General features: G+C 36.0%; 15 protein-coding genes and 1 pseudogene. 7 read left to right on the forward strand and 9 right to left on the reverse strand.

Annotated features, from left to right (window positions below; genetic code table 11):
- Window positions 1–100 precede the first annotated feature (100 nt).
- Window positions 101–733, forward strand: coding sequence for a cyclic nucleotide-binding domain-containing protein (locus tag HCJ50_RS06390; protein WP_246456478.1), 633 nt, complete (start codon window positions 101–103; stop codon window positions 731–733).
- A 252-nt stretch (window positions 734–985) separates the two neighbouring features.
- Here the strand turns inward: HCJ50_RS06390 and HCJ50_RS06395 are convergent, their stop codons facing one another.
- The 4 genes from HCJ50_RS06395 to HCJ50_RS06410 form a co-directional block, all read right to left on the reverse strand.
- On the reverse strand, window positions 986–2,167 hold the full coding sequence (locus HCJ50_RS06395) for an MFS transporter (RefSeq protein ID WP_185347717.1): 1,182 nt from the start codon (window positions 2,165–2,167) through the stop codon (window positions 986–988).
- Between the two features lie 15 nt (window positions 2,168–2,182).
- Window positions 2,183–2,674 (reverse strand): PTS sugar transporter subunit IIA, encoded by a 492-nt coding sequence (locus HCJ50_RS06400; RefSeq protein ID WP_185347715.1) that lies wholly within the window; start codon window positions 2,672–2,674, stop codon window positions 2,183–2,185.
- 587 nt (window positions 2,675–3,261) lie between these two features.
- A complete protein-coding gene (locus HCJ50_RS06405) occupies window positions 3,262–4,587 on the reverse strand; it encodes a 6-phospho-alpha-glucosidase (protein WP_185347713.1) in 1,326 nt (441 codons plus the stop codon).
- Window positions 4,584–6,173 carry an alpha-glucoside-specific PTS transporter subunit IIBC gene (locus HCJ50_RS06410; protein WP_185347711.1) on the reverse strand — a complete coding sequence of 530 codons (1,590 nt, stop codon included), beginning with the start codon at window positions 6,171–6,173 and terminating at the stop codon, window positions 4,584–4,586. The genes HCJ50_RS06405 and HCJ50_RS06410 overlap by 4 nt, the downstream gene beginning before the upstream one ends.
- Window positions 6,174–6,410: 237 nt before the next feature.
- Here HCJ50_RS06410 and HCJ50_RS06415 point away from each other — a divergent pair, with 237 nt between their 5' ends.
- Entirely contained in the window at window positions 6,411–7,199 is a 789-nt protein-coding gene (locus tag HCJ50_RS06415; protein WP_185347709.1) for a MurR/RpiR family transcriptional regulator, read from the forward strand.
- 106 nt (window positions 7,200–7,305) lie between these two features.
- Here the strand turns inward: HCJ50_RS06415 and HCJ50_RS06420 are convergent, their stop codons facing one another.
- From HCJ50_RS06420 to dhaK, 4 genes are all read right to left on the reverse strand, one after another.
- Window positions 7,306–8,148: a Cof-type HAD-IIB family hydrolase gene (locus HCJ50_RS06420; RefSeq protein WP_185347707.1), complete on the reverse strand. Its 843-nt coding sequence runs from the start codon at window positions 8,146–8,148 to the stop codon at window positions 7,306–7,308.
- A 171-nt stretch (window positions 8,149–8,319) separates the two neighbouring features.
- Window positions 8,320–8,694, reverse strand: a complete 375-nt coding sequence (dhaM, locus tag HCJ50_RS06425) for a dihydroxyacetone kinase phosphoryl donor subunit DhaM (protein ID WP_185347705.1) — start codon at window positions 8,692–8,694, stop codon at window positions 8,320–8,322.
- A gap of 3 nt (window positions 8,695–8,697) precedes the next feature.
- Window positions 8,698–9,294, reverse strand: coding sequence for a dihydroxyacetone kinase ADP-binding subunit DhaL1 (dhaL1, locus tag HCJ50_RS06430; RefSeq protein ID WP_185347703.1), 597 nt, complete (start codon window positions 9,292–9,294; stop codon window positions 8,698–8,700).
- Between the two features lie 20 nt (window positions 9,295–9,314).
- A complete protein-coding gene (dhaK, locus tag HCJ50_RS06435) occupies window positions 9,315–10,304 on the reverse strand; it encodes a dihydroxyacetone kinase subunit DhaK (RefSeq protein ID WP_185347702.1) in 990 nt (329 codons plus the stop codon).
- Window positions 10,305–10,488: 184 nt separating this feature from the next.
- Between dhaK and HCJ50_RS06440 the strand changes: the two genes are divergently transcribed.
- From HCJ50_RS06440 to HCJ50_RS06450, 3 genes are all read left to right on the forward strand, one after another.
- Window positions 10,489–11,868 (forward strand): aminotransferase class I/II-fold pyridoxal phosphate-dependent enzyme, encoded by a 1,380-nt coding sequence (locus tag HCJ50_RS06440; RefSeq protein ID WP_185347700.1) that lies wholly within the window; start codon window positions 10,489–10,491, stop codon window positions 11,866–11,868.
- A 53-nt stretch (window positions 11,869–11,921) separates the two neighbouring features.
- Window positions 11,922–12,548, forward strand: a complete 627-nt coding sequence (tmk, locus tag HCJ50_RS06445; protein WP_185347698.1) for a dTMP kinase — start codon at window positions 11,922–11,924, stop codon at window positions 12,546–12,548.
- A 107-nt stretch (window positions 12,549–12,655) separates the two neighbouring features.
- On the forward strand, window positions 12,656–12,985 hold the full coding sequence (locus HCJ50_RS06450) for a cyclic-di-AMP receptor (RefSeq protein ID WP_185347696.1): 330 nt from the start codon (window positions 12,656–12,658) through the stop codon (window positions 12,983–12,985).
- A 77-nt stretch (window positions 12,986–13,062) separates the two neighbouring features.
- On the opposite strand, the gene HCJ50_RS06455 is transcribed toward HCJ50_RS06450, so the two are convergent.
- On the reverse strand, window positions 13,063–14,523 hold the full coding sequence (locus tag HCJ50_RS06455) for a 1,4-beta-N-acetylmuramoylhydrolase (protein WP_185347694.1): 1,461 nt from the start codon (window positions 14,521–14,523) through the stop codon (window positions 13,063–13,065).
- A gap of 166 nt (window positions 14,524–14,689) precedes the next feature.
- On the opposite strand from HCJ50_RS06455, the gene HCJ50_RS06460 reads away from it, so the two are divergent.
- Entirely contained in the window at window positions 14,690–15,256 is a 567-nt protein-coding gene (locus tag HCJ50_RS06460; RefSeq protein WP_185347692.1) for a TetR/AcrR family transcriptional regulator, read from the forward strand.
- 23 nt (window positions 15,257–15,279) lie between these two features.
- Window positions 15,280–15,465, forward strand: a pseudogene (locus tag HCJ50_RS06465) (DUF5626 family protein); the annotation flags it as partial.
- Window positions 15,466–15,841 lie beyond the last annotated feature (376 nt).

Raw genomic sequence — 15,841 nt, forward strand, 5'->3', positions numbered from 1 at the left:
AGGTAGGGTATGGGTAACAACGACATACCCTATCTTTTTTTAAGTGCAGATAATGCTTTTCTAAAAGTTGTTAAAGAAAAAAGGAAGAAGTGATATTAAGATGGATTTTATGGAATTTCATCAATTTGTTAAACAAGATTTACTAATTTATTCGTGGATTACAAAAAATTTCCATCCTATAAAAAAAGAACTAAAGAAAAGGCATCAATTTATCTTGGACTCAAGCCAAATGCTTATCATCGAGAGTGGCTTGGTAATACAAGAAAGAATGACAAGTCAATATAATGGCTGTCGAATTGTTGGGGAGCAAGAAATTATCTACACTACACAAGGAAGTCTTACTATATATGGGTTGGAAGATACAACCTATAGCTTGGTTCCGGTGCATGAGGTTTTTGCTAAATTGGAAGATCAAAAACTATTGTCTAATTTCTTTTTGCAAATAGCAGAGGATTTAGAGAAAGATTTAGAGTGGGAAATACAATTAAGCGCAGGTAATGCAAAAGAACGAGTGGATATGGTTTTAAAAATGCTTATTGATAAATATCAGCTCAATTATCATACAAACCCTGAATTTCCAAGATGGTTAAAAATTTATGTACTAGCAAAGTTAGCAAAATGTTCTGTTTCCACAGTGTCTTCGATTTTGAAAGTGCGAAATTCTAATAGAGTGCTTAACAGAAAATCCACACCTTGGTTATTACTAGAGGATTATCAAACGTTATATAATTAAGTCTCAGGGAACACTAATGGATTGTGTCTAAGTCAAGCTACATAAAATGACTAAACCAATTCAATTTATTATTTTAAAGAAAATTAGTATCTAGATTATAGGAAAGTATTTAAAAAGCACCTCCTGTTGAATTCGAGTAAAATGAATTTAACAGGAGGTGCTTTTTATTTTGTCCCACATTCGTAGGTCAGTTCCAGAAATAAATCTGGTAAGAAAAGTTTTTTAATGGAATAACTAGTGAGAATTAGCTTTTTAACAGATGGCTAACTTTTCTGCACGTTGTTTCTTTTCATAAATACGTAATAATAAAAAAGCGATGACTGGAAGAATTGAAAGGAGTAGTAAACTCATATTAACAGAAGTATATTTTGTTAGTGTACCGGCAATCACAGGAATGATGAGAGAAGAAACACCTGTGAAAATACTGAGTGCAAATAATTGGGCAGTCGATTGGAGTTTTGCAGAAAAATTTTGCAAAATTAACTGCTTTGAAGCAATCATCAAAATCGGAGTCGTTAAAAATTGAAGACAACTAATAAGGATAATTGCCCACACATTACTCGCTAAAGTAAACAAGACAAATTGCGTAGTCAGCGTGATTGCGGTTATACGCAATAGTGTGTAGTTGCTGAAATGCTTCATGATTTTCTGTCCGAAGAAGTAAGCTGGAATCTCAAAAATGGATTGGACTGACCACTTATAACCAATTTGAATATCTGAAGCGCCAAGAGTTAACATTTTATCAATTACAGTGATATTGTTGGCAATAATTACGCTATAAAGTAAAAATAATATTAAAATAAGTAAATCATAATTTTTATCTGCAATGAGTGCTTTGAAGTCAGCTGCTTGAAGTTTCTTATGATTTAATGACGGTTCTTTTTCGATATCGCTCAAACGAAAAATAAAGAAAAGTGTCAAAAGTGATAACAAGAAAATTCCAATACTAAGACCAAAATAGCCATTTGTGGATAATAAAAATGATAAGAGCACACTACCAATTGCCCATCCAATGGATCCAAAAGCTTTGATATATGGAAAACTCATCTGAACAGAATAACTACTTTTTAATACCCATGTATCAGTAAGTCCCGTACAGGTATTGATTAAGCCTCCGCTAAAGGCAATTAATGTTAAGTGTATGCCTAAAAGCGGCGTATCTGTAAGGTAAAAAACGCATGTGGTAACTAGAAAAATAATAATGAATAAAAACATGAATTTCTTGATAGTTTGAAACTTATCAGCAAAAAAACCAATGGCAATTTGTAACAAAATGGTTGTGATTGCATAAGAAGATAATAGGATCCCCCGTTCCATTTCATCATAGCCAATTTTGGAAAGAAACGGAGTGAACTGGGTCATTGAAAAAGAAAAAGCCATATACATGCATAAATAAAGTAGCGTAAATCTGCGTCTTTTCTTGGCATCTTCCACGGGGATACCTCCTGTTTAAATTTGCGTACAGCTGATGATTGCAGTTTGATTAGCAACCACTTTCGCACCAATTGCTAGTGGTGTGAGGGCAAGGTTTTTATTCTCCAGTAGAATAATCGGTGTCATCAAGTTTAACTGGGAATTTTCTAAAAATGCAGAATCAAAAGAGAGCAATTGTGTGCCCGCTGTGACTTCTTGTTCCGGAATAACATCCAGTGAAAATCCTTCTCCATTTAGTTCCACTGTATCTAATCCAACATGAATCAATAATTCATAGCCATCAGTTGTTACGAAGCCAATCGCATGTTTTGTTTCAGCAATAAAAGTTATCTTACCATCTGTTGGAGCAAATAATTTATTGCTAGTGGGCTGAATAGCTACCCCGTCTCCCATCATTTTGCTTGAGAATACTTCATCCGGTACTTCTGATAAAGCGACACAGGTACCATCAATAGGTGCAGAAAGTGATAATACTGTTTTCTTTTTTTTCTTGAAATTAAATAACATTGCACACAGACCTTTCTAATTTATTTTTAGTATTAAACGAAGAACAAAAATGAGTAGCGACACTACTAGAATGTAGCATGTGATAATAAACGACCAACTTTTAAATTTTACTGATTGTTTTCTCAAGGTTATCTTAAAGATATTTTGCCCGTATTCGCGTTGTATATACCAGACCAAGAGCGCTGTGCCAAAAAGATTTAGAACAAGCAACTGTGATCCTGTCAATAGGAGAAGTTCCAGTTTCAAAAGCGGATTTTCTTTATTTATGTGGCTATCCTTTCGAATAAAGTGGATAACAAATCCGCAAAAAAAGAAGCTAAGAAACATAATAAAATAAAGCGTATAGACAGGGTTTTGTTTAATTGGTTCGAGCATATCTAAATGTGTTTGCCAGGAAATTAGTAACAAATACGATAAGAAAAGAATCGGAGCTACAAAAAAAAGTATTTCAGTAAATTGTAAAACTCTAGCAGAGATGTTATTTCTCTTAATAGAGCTAAACAGTGTTAAAAAAGCGCTTCTCATTTTTATCTTCCTCCAAGGATAAGCGAGCTGGTTTTGTAACCAACTCGCTCTGAAATTTGAACTTATTTTAATTCAGGCCAATATGGTTTATTTACTTCAATTAAATCATCGAGAATTTCTTTGGCTACTTTAGCGCTAGGAACGGTTTTATTTAACGTGATGGATTGCCAAACTTTTTGGTAAGAACCTTCAATCCAACCTTCTACAGCTAATTTTTCAGAAGCAACTTGCTGTTCCATTAGCCCTTTTTGGAAAGTAGGGATTTTACCCATTGTGAGTGGTTCAAAGCCATTTTTTCCTACAATACATGGGACTTCCACCATTGCATCCGCAGCAAAGTTTTCAATTGAGCCGTTATTTTCTGTAATTAGTAGCATCCGTTCTTTTGTATTAAATGTGAGCGCTCTTGCCAAATCAACAATAAAATTAGCATGCTCATTGGAATGGAATGTAGTATCTTTAGCGGTGTTTTGTTTTACAATACGTGCACATTCACTAAAGACTTCTTTTTCACGACCATCAATAATCTCATTGGCACGTGTGTAGGATTTATTCGCATGAGCAACAGTTTCATCTGCCATCAAGTAGTATTTCAAATACGTGTTAGAGAGGAAGGCAGGCTCAATTTCTAGTAATTGCTCACCTGCTCGCATTGCCTCAAGCCAGCTCTCTTCTTTATGCTGTCCAGCAGGAGTGTTTTCTGTGTAACCTTGTTTTGCTACATGTGCTTTGATTTGTGGCATTAAGTCATTACCGGAATGATCTTGAATGCTTGTCCACCAGCCAAAATGATTAAGTCCAAAATAGCGAACTTCCATTTCTTTTCGATTTTTTAGTCCAATTGCTCGAGCCATAATATCTTCTAAGCAAATTGGCATGTCACAAATGTTGATAACTTTTGAATTTGGACGCAGTCGTCGTGTACCTTCAGCAACAATTGCTGCTGGGTTAGAATAATTTAATAACCAAGCATCTGGCGAATAGCTCTCCATATAATCAATAAGTTCAATAATTGGTCCGATAGAACGAAGTCCGTAAGCAATTCCACCAGGGCCACAAGTTTCTTGCCCAACTACACCGTGTTTAAAAGGAATTTTTTCATCTTGTTCACGTAAAGCGTATTTACCAACACGAAGTTGCGCCATTACAAAATCAACATCAGTAAAAGCTTCTTCTGGATCAGTAGTGTAGGAAAAAGCAACTTCTGGCGCGCGTTCGCGAATAATAATTTCGCAGGCCTCAGCGACTTTTTTCTGTCTTTCTTTGTCATTGTCATAGAATTTAATTTGTCGGACTGGGAATGTTTCTTTTGCTTCTAGTAACATGACCACGATTCCGGCTGTATAAGTACTTCCTCCACCAGCTATTAATATAGAACTTTTTTTCATGATTCTTCATCCTCTTCTTTTAATAAATTTTCAAATTCTGAGCGAACAGATGGGACAGATAATCCCACGATAATTTGAATTGCTTGACCATTTCGAACGACTCCATGAGCACCAGCTTGTAAAAACTGGGCATCTGGTCCCATAAGGTTAGGGTCTTTCAACGTAAGGCGTAGACGTGTTGCACAGTTAGTAACATCAGTGATATTTTCAGAGCCTCCTAGTGCTCCTAAAAACAGACCAGCTTTTTTCAAGTTAGGACTTTCCTTTTTAGTACCTTTTTCTTTTTTCTCTTTATAGTCTGCTTTGGTGTAGAATTTTACTTCGCTATCCTCAGGTTCACGACCAGGAGTTTTTAAATCCATTTTTTTAATAATGAAAACAAAGATAATGTACCAAAGAAAAGCGAAAATTAATCCGATAATAATTTGTGTTATATAGGTTGTCCAGTGGTATTTCCAAAGCGGTAGCCAATTGACAGCAAACCAGTTAATTAAACCACCACCGAAGTCTCCAACGACGCCAAATGCATAGGCGACTGTTGCAGTAGTTGCGGCTAGCACAGCATGAACGATAAACAGTACCGGCGCAACAAAAAGAAAGGTGAATTCTAGTGGTTCAGTAATACCCGCAAAAACAGCTGTAGCAGCAACAGGAATCATCAAACCAAGGACAGCTTTTCTTTTTTCTGGACGTGCTGTTTTGTAAAAAGCAAAAACGATACCTATTGAACCAAACACTTTTGACATACCTGACAAAGCAAATCCACCAGCCGGATACATTTCTTTCAGTGATTGAGAAGAAGTTTGGAAATCTCCCAGATGAGTCGCCCAGTAAGCAGCCATTCCCCCAGGAACTACTGCATTGTCATAAGCAAATGGTGCATAAATAAAGTGATGTAGTCCAGTTGGAATCAGGATTTCTTGTAGGAAAGAGTAAATCCAAACGCCAATATTCCCTGATGAAATGAAGAAACTTTGTAGGCCAAGCATAAATGATTGGAAATGTGGCCAAATAAAAGCAAATAAGAAAGCGATAGGTAACATAACAATAAAACCAAGGATTACAACAAATGAAGTTCCTCGGAAAACACCTAGTACTTCAGGTAGTTCTGTATCGAAATAGCGATTGTGAAGATAGACAACTATTCCAGAGATAATTAATGCACCAAACATCCCAGTATCAATCGTTTTAATACTCGCAATCTGTGCAAGCCCACTCGTACCACCAATATCTTGTGTCATATCAACTCCGAAGAAACTTCCCCAGGTTGTTAAGATGGCAGAAAGAAAATAGTTGAAGGTTATGTAGGTAACGAGAGCCTCTAAACAAGCTCGCCCACTTTCTTTTTTTGCAAGTCCAATTGGCAAACCGATAACAAAGAGAAGAGGCATTTGCCGGAATACAGTCCAAGCACCTTCTGCGATAACGTTCCAAATTTGGTACCATAGACTATCTGGACTAGCAAGGTCGCCCATGATATCTTGATTCATGAATAAAATAGCGAACCCAACAACAACTCCGGCAAAGGAAAATAGAAGTACTGGCGTGAGCATGGCCCCACCGAAACGTTGCACTTTTTTCATCATATAGGTAAAACCTCCCTTTTTTTTTATAAGACGTCTTAATAAACTTAAGTATAGATGGAGTGAAAGCGCTTTACAATACGTAGAAGAGATTTATCTCGTGATTTCACAATTTGGGACATTTCACAAAAAGTGGGATATTTCACAGCCTGCTAAAAAGGAACCTTGAGCTAGCTGTTTGTTAGTGCTACAATAATGAAGGAAAATGTTACCAATTATCTGAGAAGAGGGATTGCAAAAATGAAACTAGAAGAATTAGTCAACTCATTTTATGATAAACTTAACTACAATGATCTTCATATCTGGCAATATATTCGTGATAATAAGGAGAAATGTAGTTCTATGAGCATTAATGAATTGGCTTCAGAATGCAATGTTTCACGAACAACCATCCTTCGTTTTGCCAAAAAAATTTCTTTTGATGGCTATAGTGAGTTAAAAGTGCATATCAAACTTGATCTTGAAACAGGGACAAAAATGGAGAATGACTCCGTGGAACTTATTGCAGAAGGATACATAAGGACAATTGAAGAAATCAGCAAAAAAGATTTTTTACCGATTTGCCGTCTTATCTATCAAGCAAAGCGAGTATTTATTTTTGGATCAGGTGATTATCAAATGGCAGTGGCTCGCCAGTTGAAACGCCTTTTCCTGCATAGTGGAGATTGTTTTTATGATTTTGATGCAATCACATTGAATAAGGAGTTTTTTAATATTGTTAAAGCAGATGACTTGGTAATTTTGATTTCACTTGACGGGGAATCTAAAAACGTTGTCTCAGTTGCTAAACAATTGAAATTGATGAACGTATCAGTTATTTCAATTTCTAAATTAAAAAATAGTACGTTGGCAACCTTAAGTAAAGAAAATATTTATATAAAAAACACTAGTATTCATTTTGATAATAAGAGCACACATAGCTTTGAGTCTACTGCTAGCTTGTATTTAGTTGCGGAGTTATTATTTGTCAAATATAATTTATATAAAAACCAACTAGGAAGCACAGAAACTACACAAAGTATTCTATAGATAGGAAAAGGATTTGCAAAAGTCTGAACAGAAAAGCAAACTGTCAAATAACTATAAAAAAGAAATTCTTGAAGATTTAGCATCAGCAAGAATTTCTTTTTTCGTTTTATTCACTTAAAACCAAGCTATTAAGTAAATCGGCAATTCCATCTTCATTATTGGACAAAGTAACCATATCTGCTGCTTCTTTCAATTCAGGAACAGCATTTTGCATGGCAACGCCTTTCCCAGCATAGTGAACCATTGTTATATCGTTATGGCCATCCCCAAATGCGATTAAGTTCGCTGCACTAATTCCCATTGGTTCTAAAACTGTATGAAGTGCCTTTGCCTTGTCAATACCTTGTGCAGTGAATTCAAAATAAAAATCTGCTGTAAAAACACAATTTAAAGTATCTTTGAAAGGTGCCATCATTGCTTGATAATTTTCTTGTAAATATGCTGGATCTCCTGCCGTCAATATTTTACTTATTGGGTAATCTAAGAAAGCGGCCAAGTCATCTTTCTCACACAGTTTGAAATTTCCACTTCGAGATTCATATTCGATAATATTAATTTCTTCACCACGATAGGGAACAAAGCAATTAAAAACATTATTTACATACATATAGTCAGCTTTATCAATCATTGCTTTTACGTCGAACTGTTTGATATGCTCTAGCACTGCTTTACCTTCAGAAACAGTTAATGCTTGGCTGAATAGTTCCTCATTGGTTTGGCAATCTATTACTTTGGCACCATTATATGAAACAATCAAACCGTGATATTTATCCATTTCTAACTGTTCTGCATACTGTTGCATTGCCGTTGTAGGTCTTCCAGATGCGAGGATTAGCTTAATTCCATTTTCTTGTGTCCTAATAAGCGCTTTTTTTGTAGCTGCAGTAATTTCTTTATTATCACTCAAAAGTGTACCATCAATATCTAAAATAATTGCATCAATCGTCATATGATAACTCCTTTTTTTCTTTATTGTATCATTTAAAAGTGAGTGTGGTTCAATATTAGGAAATATTAAAATTTTCATCATTAATTAGCAGCATCTATCTAACAGGTTTATTAGTTAGATAGGTGCTGCTTTGTTATGCAGATTATTGATTAAAAATAAATCACAATCCCTTTATTTAACTTCAATCGTTTTTAGATTTGCTGCGATTACTTCTGGTTTTTCATCCATTTGAATTTGGGCAGCAGTTGCATAGGCACCTTCAAGAATTGGCGCATTAAAAAGAATAATTTCTTTATCACTAATCTCTTCAACGGTTTCTATGTTCATTTTGGCACTTCCAAGGTCATAGAATGTATAGACTTTATCAGCTTTATTTTGTTCGATAGCATCATTCACCGCATCAAAACTTGTGCCAATTCGTCCGTCTTCCGTTCCGCCAGCATAGGTGATTGAAACATCTGGCGCAATTTCTTTTATAATATCATGTACGCCTTTTGCAACATCTTTAGAGTGAGAAATAATTACAACGCCATAAGGTTTGCTCATAAGTCAGTGCACCTCCGTTTGAAGCATTGCGTGAAATAGTAGAGCTGAAGAGTAAGCGCCAGGATCTAAATGACCAATTGAACGTTCGCCGAGGTAGCTAGCTCGTCCTTTAGTTGCTTTTAAATCTTTGGTTTTTTGTAACGCCGCTTCGACTACATCATCTGTTAAATCTTCTTGATGAAGTGCATGAACAACTGGTTCCCACACATCAATCATCGTTTTCTCACCAGCATGCGATTTTCCTCGTTTTTCAATACCTTCTAACCCAGCTTCAATGACTTTCGTTAAGCCAACTGAATCAATTGTATCGGAATCAACCACTTTACTCATATTCAAAAATGCCGTGCCATAAAGCGGACCTGATGCGCCACCTACTTTACTAACCATTGTCATTCCAGCCGTTTTAAAAACATCTTTTAAATCACTAGGTTCTTTATCAGCAAAAGCTTTTTTGAGTTCACTTAGGCCACGCGCCATATTTATGCCATGATCTCCGTCGCCAATCGCTTGGTCAAGATCGCTTAGTAACTGTTTATTTTCTTGCACACGTTCCCCAAAATCATTTAACCAACGAAGCGCCCAATCCTTATCATAAGTCATTTTCATTCCTCCAAATCTTTTTACCAAGCAATAGTTTCAACAGGAAGTTTTAGCATATCTACCCATTTTTCATCTTCTAATTTCAAAATGGTTAAAGATAGTCCAGCCATTTCTAGGGAAGTCATATAATCACCGACTAATGTTTTTTCAACACTAATACCAGCATTTTTCAAAAGTTCATGGACATCGTTTGCGAAGACATATTGTTCCATTAATGGAGTTGCGCCCATTCCATTAACTAGCACAACAACCTTATCACCTGAGATGAATTTTCCTTCACGTGCAATTCGTTCATAAAGTTGTTTTGCTAGACTTGCGGAAGGCATAATTTTTTCTCGAGTAAAACCAGGTTCTCCGTGGATACCAATTCCTAATTCTATTTCGTCACCAGCAAGCTCAAATCCGGGATGTCCAACTTCAGGAACTGTACATGGAGATAGAGCAACACCAAGCGTTTTGATAGAAGAAATCACTTTTTCGCCGAGTGCTTTTAGTTCATCAAGAGAGGCACCTGCTTCTGCTGCGGCACCAATAATTTTATGCACTAGAACGGTTCCAGCAACTCCGCGGCGACCGGTAGTAAATGTACTATCTTCCACGGCAATATCATCATCCACAACAATTTGCGCTACTTTAATATTATCAGCATCTGCTAAATCAGCGGCCATTTCGAAGTTCATTACATCACCAGTATAGTTTTTTACGATTAAAAGCACACCAGCACCTTGATCAGCAGCTTTTATACCTTCATAAATTTGATCAGGAGTTGGAGAAGTGAACACATCACCGCACACTGCTGCAGATAGCATTCCGCGCCCAACGTAACCAGCATGAGCCGGTTCGTGTCCAGAGCCACCACCACTTACAAGGCCGACTTTTCCTTTACGTTTATCATTTCTTGCGATGACTCGAGTGCCTTCCACACGGTGAACAATATCTGTATGCGATTTAACTAAACCTTCTACCATTTGCTCCACTACTTGATCTGTACCGTTAAGAATTTTTTTCATCTGACAAAAAACCTCCTTTAAAATATTCTTATTACCTCAATTTCCCTTTACTAGAAAGTCAAAACGTGGTTGTTAATTTTATTATACCGCTTCTAAAATGAAAACGCTTTAAAATTGCAAGAAAGTGTTATAAATCGGGCAAAATGGTACAATAATAGAGAGAATTTAAAAAGGAGCGTTCGCCATGCAAAACCAATCTAAAATGCCTTTAGTAGAACAGCTAGATGCGCATGCCCAGTCTTGCCCAATATCCCTTCACGTACCCGGTCACAAAGGAGGAGCTATCTCCCCAGAAGTATGGCAGAAATGTTTAAAATGGGATGTGACAGAAATCACTGGAATGGATGATTTGCATCACGCAGAAGAAGTGATTTTAGAAGCAAAACTGTTACTTGCTGAATGTTATGGGGTGAAAAAAAGCCGTTTTCTTGTAAATGGTACGAGCGGAGGAAGTTTAGCCGTTATTATGACTACTTTACGACGCGGGGAGAAGGTTTTAATACCACGAGATGCGCATAAGTCGATTTTGCATGGAATTGAGCTGGCGGGAGGAGAACCGATTTTTTTAACACCGCAACTACATCAGGAAATTGGCACTTCGAATGGGGTGACACCAGAGCTAGTAACGGAAGCCTTACATAATCATCCGGAAGTGAAATTATGTATTTTCACCTATCCAAGTTACTATGGAACAACTTTTAATTTGCAAAAATGTATTCAAATTGCTCATCAATTTGGTGTGATAGTTTTTGTTGACGAAGCGCATGGGGCCCATTTTTTAACTAGTTCTGAATTCCCAAAAAGTGCGGTAGATCTTGGTGCGGATATTGTGGTTCAATCAGCACATAAAACATTGCCAGCACTAACGATGGGATCCTATTTGCATATTGTGCATGATTTACCGATTTTTGACAAACTAGATTACTATTTGCAAGTATTTCAGTCAAGTAGCCCGTCATACCTTATTATGGCTTCGCTTGATGCTGCTAGAAAGTATGTAGCAACCTATTCAGATGCGGATATAGAGGCGTTTTGGAAAATGCGGGCAAAATGGTTGAAATGGCTGACTAAAAATAAATTTGAGCTTATTTTACCAGATGATCCACTGAAAATAATCGTCCGAAAACCAGGCTATACAGGCTATGAACTTCAAGAAATTTTTGAAGCAAACTCGTATTTTCCAGAACTTGCAGACGAAAAACAACTATTACTTATTTTACCGTTAATAAAAAAAGGAATGGATTTCACACCAATTAATCGAATTTATTCTCCAGAAAGAAAAGCTGTAGCAACACTTCCTTATGAAGAAGGGGAGCCTGGTACGTCAAAACTAGCATTGGCCTATGAAAAAATGCATGATCACCCAACTGATTTTGTATTATTAGATGATGCGATTGGCTTAATATCAGCTGAAACTATCTCGCTTTATCCACCTGGAATTCCAACGATTATCCGCGGGGAAAGGCTAACTGAAAAACATCTTCCAGAGCTAACTAATCTTCAAAAACACCACTACCAAGGTGGCGAAAAATTAGCAACGAATTACATCCGTGTTTTTCGCTAATTTATGCTATAATCAAACAGAAAGCGACACGTAAAGGGAAAGGAAATAACTAAATGAAAGCAATTTTTATTACACTTGAGGGTCCTGATGGCTCTGGAAAAACCACTGTAAGCACACTACTTACTAAAAAAATGGAAGAATCTGGCATTGATTTTATAAAAACTCGTGAACCAGGTGGCAGTCCTATTTCAGAAAAAGTAAGAAATATTGTTTTAGGAATTGGTAATGAGGAAATGGACCCGAAAACAGAAGTGCTTCTTATTGCTGGAGCTCGTCGTCAACATGTAGTTGAAACAATTCGGCCAGCTTTAGAAGCAGGAAAAACAGTTCTATGTGATCGTTTTATGGATAGCTCACTTGCATATCAAGGTGCTGGACGTGACATGGATATGGAACAAGTTTTACAAGTGAATTTGTATGCGATTGAAGATACGATACCTGACCGCACGTATTACTTAGATGTCCCCGCTGAGGTTGGTTTAGCAAGAATCGCTGCGAATAAAGGTCGTGAAATCAATCGGTTAGATAAAGAAGATATTACTTATCATGAAAAAGTGCAGGCAGGTTACGAAAAAATTATTGCGATGTTTCCAGATCGTTTTATGCGTGTGGATGCAACAAAGTCTCCTGAAGAAATTACAGATGTGATTTTAACAGATATTTTAAGCAAATTAAACTAACATCTGGTGTGAGGTGCACGTGTATCCCTTGGTGCATATCGTTCTTTAAAATGTGATTTATTTGATATAATGGAAAAAAGATAGATTTTTAGGAAGGGTTGATTTCTATGAAACTGATATTTGCGATTGTTCAAGACCAAGATAGCAACCGTCTGTCTGATGCACTTACCAAAGGCAAATTCGGTGCGACAAAACTAGCTACTACTGGTGGGTTTTTAAAAGCCGGGAATACAACATTTATTATCGGAACAGAAGATGAGCGCGTGGAAGAAGCCCTAGCAATTATTAAAGAAAACTGTAAAGCACGCGAACAAATGATGACCCCATCTGCGTCTCTCGGAGTTACAGTAGATACCTATGTTCCTTATCCAATCGAAGTTCAAGTTGGTGGTGCGACTGTGTTTGTAATGCCTGTGGAGAATTTCCATCATTTTTAGAAACCTACAAAAAGCCTACTCATTTTAAAATGAGTAGGCTTTTTTTGTAGGTATAAATTGTTTCATGTGAAACAATTTTATTTTATTATTAACTTCTGCCCAACATAAATCGTATTGCTCGTTAATTTATTCCACGATTTGATTTTATCTACGGTTGTTTTATGTTGTCTTGATACCGACCAAAGGGAATCTCCTTTTTTGACTGTGTGAGTTTTGGTTGCGGAACTACTTGGTTTATTAGTACTAGGTTTGCTAGTGTTAGTAGTCTTGGATTTGCTTACTTTTAATTTTTGTCCGATTTTAATATTATCGGATTTAAGGTTATTCCATGATTTAAGATTAGCGACAGTCACTTTATATTTACTAGCAATCTTCCAAAGTGAATCCCCTTTGCTAACAGTGTAAGTTTTAGCGCTTGTACTTGTGGTAGGTTTGTTAGTGCTGGTACTAGGTTTAGAAGTATTTGTGTTAGTTGAAGAGGAAGAAGCTCCAACTTTTAATTTTTGTCCGATATAAATATTGTCTGATTTAAGGTTATTCCATGATTTAAGATTAGCGACAGTCACTTTATATTTACTAGCAATCTTCCAAAGTGAGTCTCCTTTGACAACAGTATATGTGGCGCTATTTGAGCTGTTGCTATTGGATGTATTAGAGGTGCTTGTTGAAGAGCCACCTTTATCAAATTGTGTTAGATTATAAGTACTAATAAGGTTATTTAGTTTAGTTGCATAAGCTGTATCAGTAGCATAAGTACCAGTTAAGGCTTTTGTTGCATCTTTATAGGAATTTGTATTACTTTTCCATACTTTAGAATAGTAATTTGGGTTCCAACTAGGACCGTTATGAATAACTCTCGCATAGTCTTCTAAGGATTGATGGTAAGATGGATATTTTCGGAATTTAGCAGTAATCGTGTAGTAATTACCTGAACCATCATCTTCTAGCGTTTGTTTAGTATATGATTGCCCATTATAAGCACCTTTTATACCAAATAAATTGTAATTTGGCGCCGAACCTAATTCACTTGTTCCATAGGCGCTTTCTAAAATAGCTTGTGCAATCATTACAGAGGCATACAAATCGTTACTTGCGGCAATTTGTGAAGAAGACGCTTGAATAGATTGAATGAATTGTTGCACACTTGCGCCAGAACGTAAAACTGTTTTTTGCACTGAACTATAATTTGCTGGGGTAGAGGAACTAGTCACATTATCAGGATTGCTAATAGTAGCAGTTTCTTCTTTCTTAGCAGCTGTTGTAGTTTCAGAATTAGGCTGTGTATTTGTTTCTATTTTAGGGATTTCTGCCTCTGCTGTAGTTTCTGTTTCTTTTTGATCATTGGCATTATTGGATGCTGTATCTGCAGGAGCTGTTTCATCAGCATGAACCATTACTTCAATTCCAGGGACAGTGATAGAGGTTGCGATTGCAGTAACACCAGCGATTGTTGCCCCAGTTTTTAGTTGTTTGCTTTTTTTATTTTTCTTTTCATCTTTTAAGGCTTCAAGAATACGTTCTTTTCTAGTTTTATGCATGATAAATCACTTCCATTTCTTCTAAATGAATATTCTATGCTTATTATGGCACACTTCTTTGATTTCATGTAATAGTAATACAAATTGTAATTAAATTGTCAAAAAGGTTTGTCTTTGTTATACTTAATATAAGCAAGTGCTTACTTAGTTGAACGGAGGTATATGAATGATTACAAATGAAACCATCATGGATGCAACGCTTTGTATGATGGCCAAACATGGCATTAAAGGCTCTACAACTAGGCAACTAGCAGAAGCAGCTGGAATAAATGAAGCCACTATTTTTAAAAAATTTAAGAATAAAGATAACTTAATCCATATGACACTTGAAGTCCAATTTGAGAGTATGAAAGCAGAAATTAATCAATTTTTTGATAAAGATTTTGAAAGTGAAAAAGTATTTTTACGTCAAGCAAGTCAATTTATTTCGGATATTTATGAAAAGTATCGTTATTTTATGGTGATTTCTGTTCGTGAAATGGGTAGTAAAGATATGGAATTTATTGATCCGTCGATTGTAGAATATTTATATGAGCGTGTTAATGAAAAAGTGAAAGAAATGTTACCAAATCAAAGTTCTACGCAAGAAGCAGATGCAATTTCACTAATTTTAAATAGTGTTATTTTATTAATTATGGTGGAGAAAGTTCGCGATGATATATACAAACGCCCACCAACGATTACAACAACGGCAGATGCCTTAGCAGAAGTACTATTGAAATTATTGAAATAGATTACAAAAAGTTAAATAAAAGAAGTGTTTACAATCCTTGGTATCAATTTTATAGTCCAGGACTTGATGTGAAAAAAACGAAACTTTCAAAAACCAGCTCTGGTTCGAGTGCTAGTTATGTATTTGATTGTAAAAATAGGCTCACTAACTGGAATGTTACATTAAAAGCTTCAGTGAGTGGGAAGAAATTAACAACAAGTTTTAAATAAAGGAGGTAAAATTATGGGATGGATAGCGCCTTATATACCAATTATATTAGAAATTATTTTAATTATTGGTATTGTTTTTGTAGGATTTAAGCTTTATAAAAAATTTCGGTTATCGAAAAAATGAATATAATAACCATCACCATCTGTGTGAGTGGATGCTTTGCTTTTCAGTTAATTTGAAGGGATATTTTACTGTATAAATATGGGAAATACATCATTGTTTGAGCTAAACTTTTCGTGCAGTAGTTTCAGTATGCTCTTAAATGCTATTGTCACAAAAATATAAAAAACCAGCTGTCTGTAGTGCGCCCCCAAAGTTAGACCAAAAAATCTAACTTTGGAGGCGTATTTTAATTGGCTAAATATGATGATGGAT

Origin of the sequence: Listeria immobilis (genome assembly GCF_014322765.1) — a bacterium.
Classification (GTDB): domain Bacteria; phylum Bacillota; class Bacilli; order Lactobacillales; family Listeriaceae; genus Listeria; species Listeria immobilis.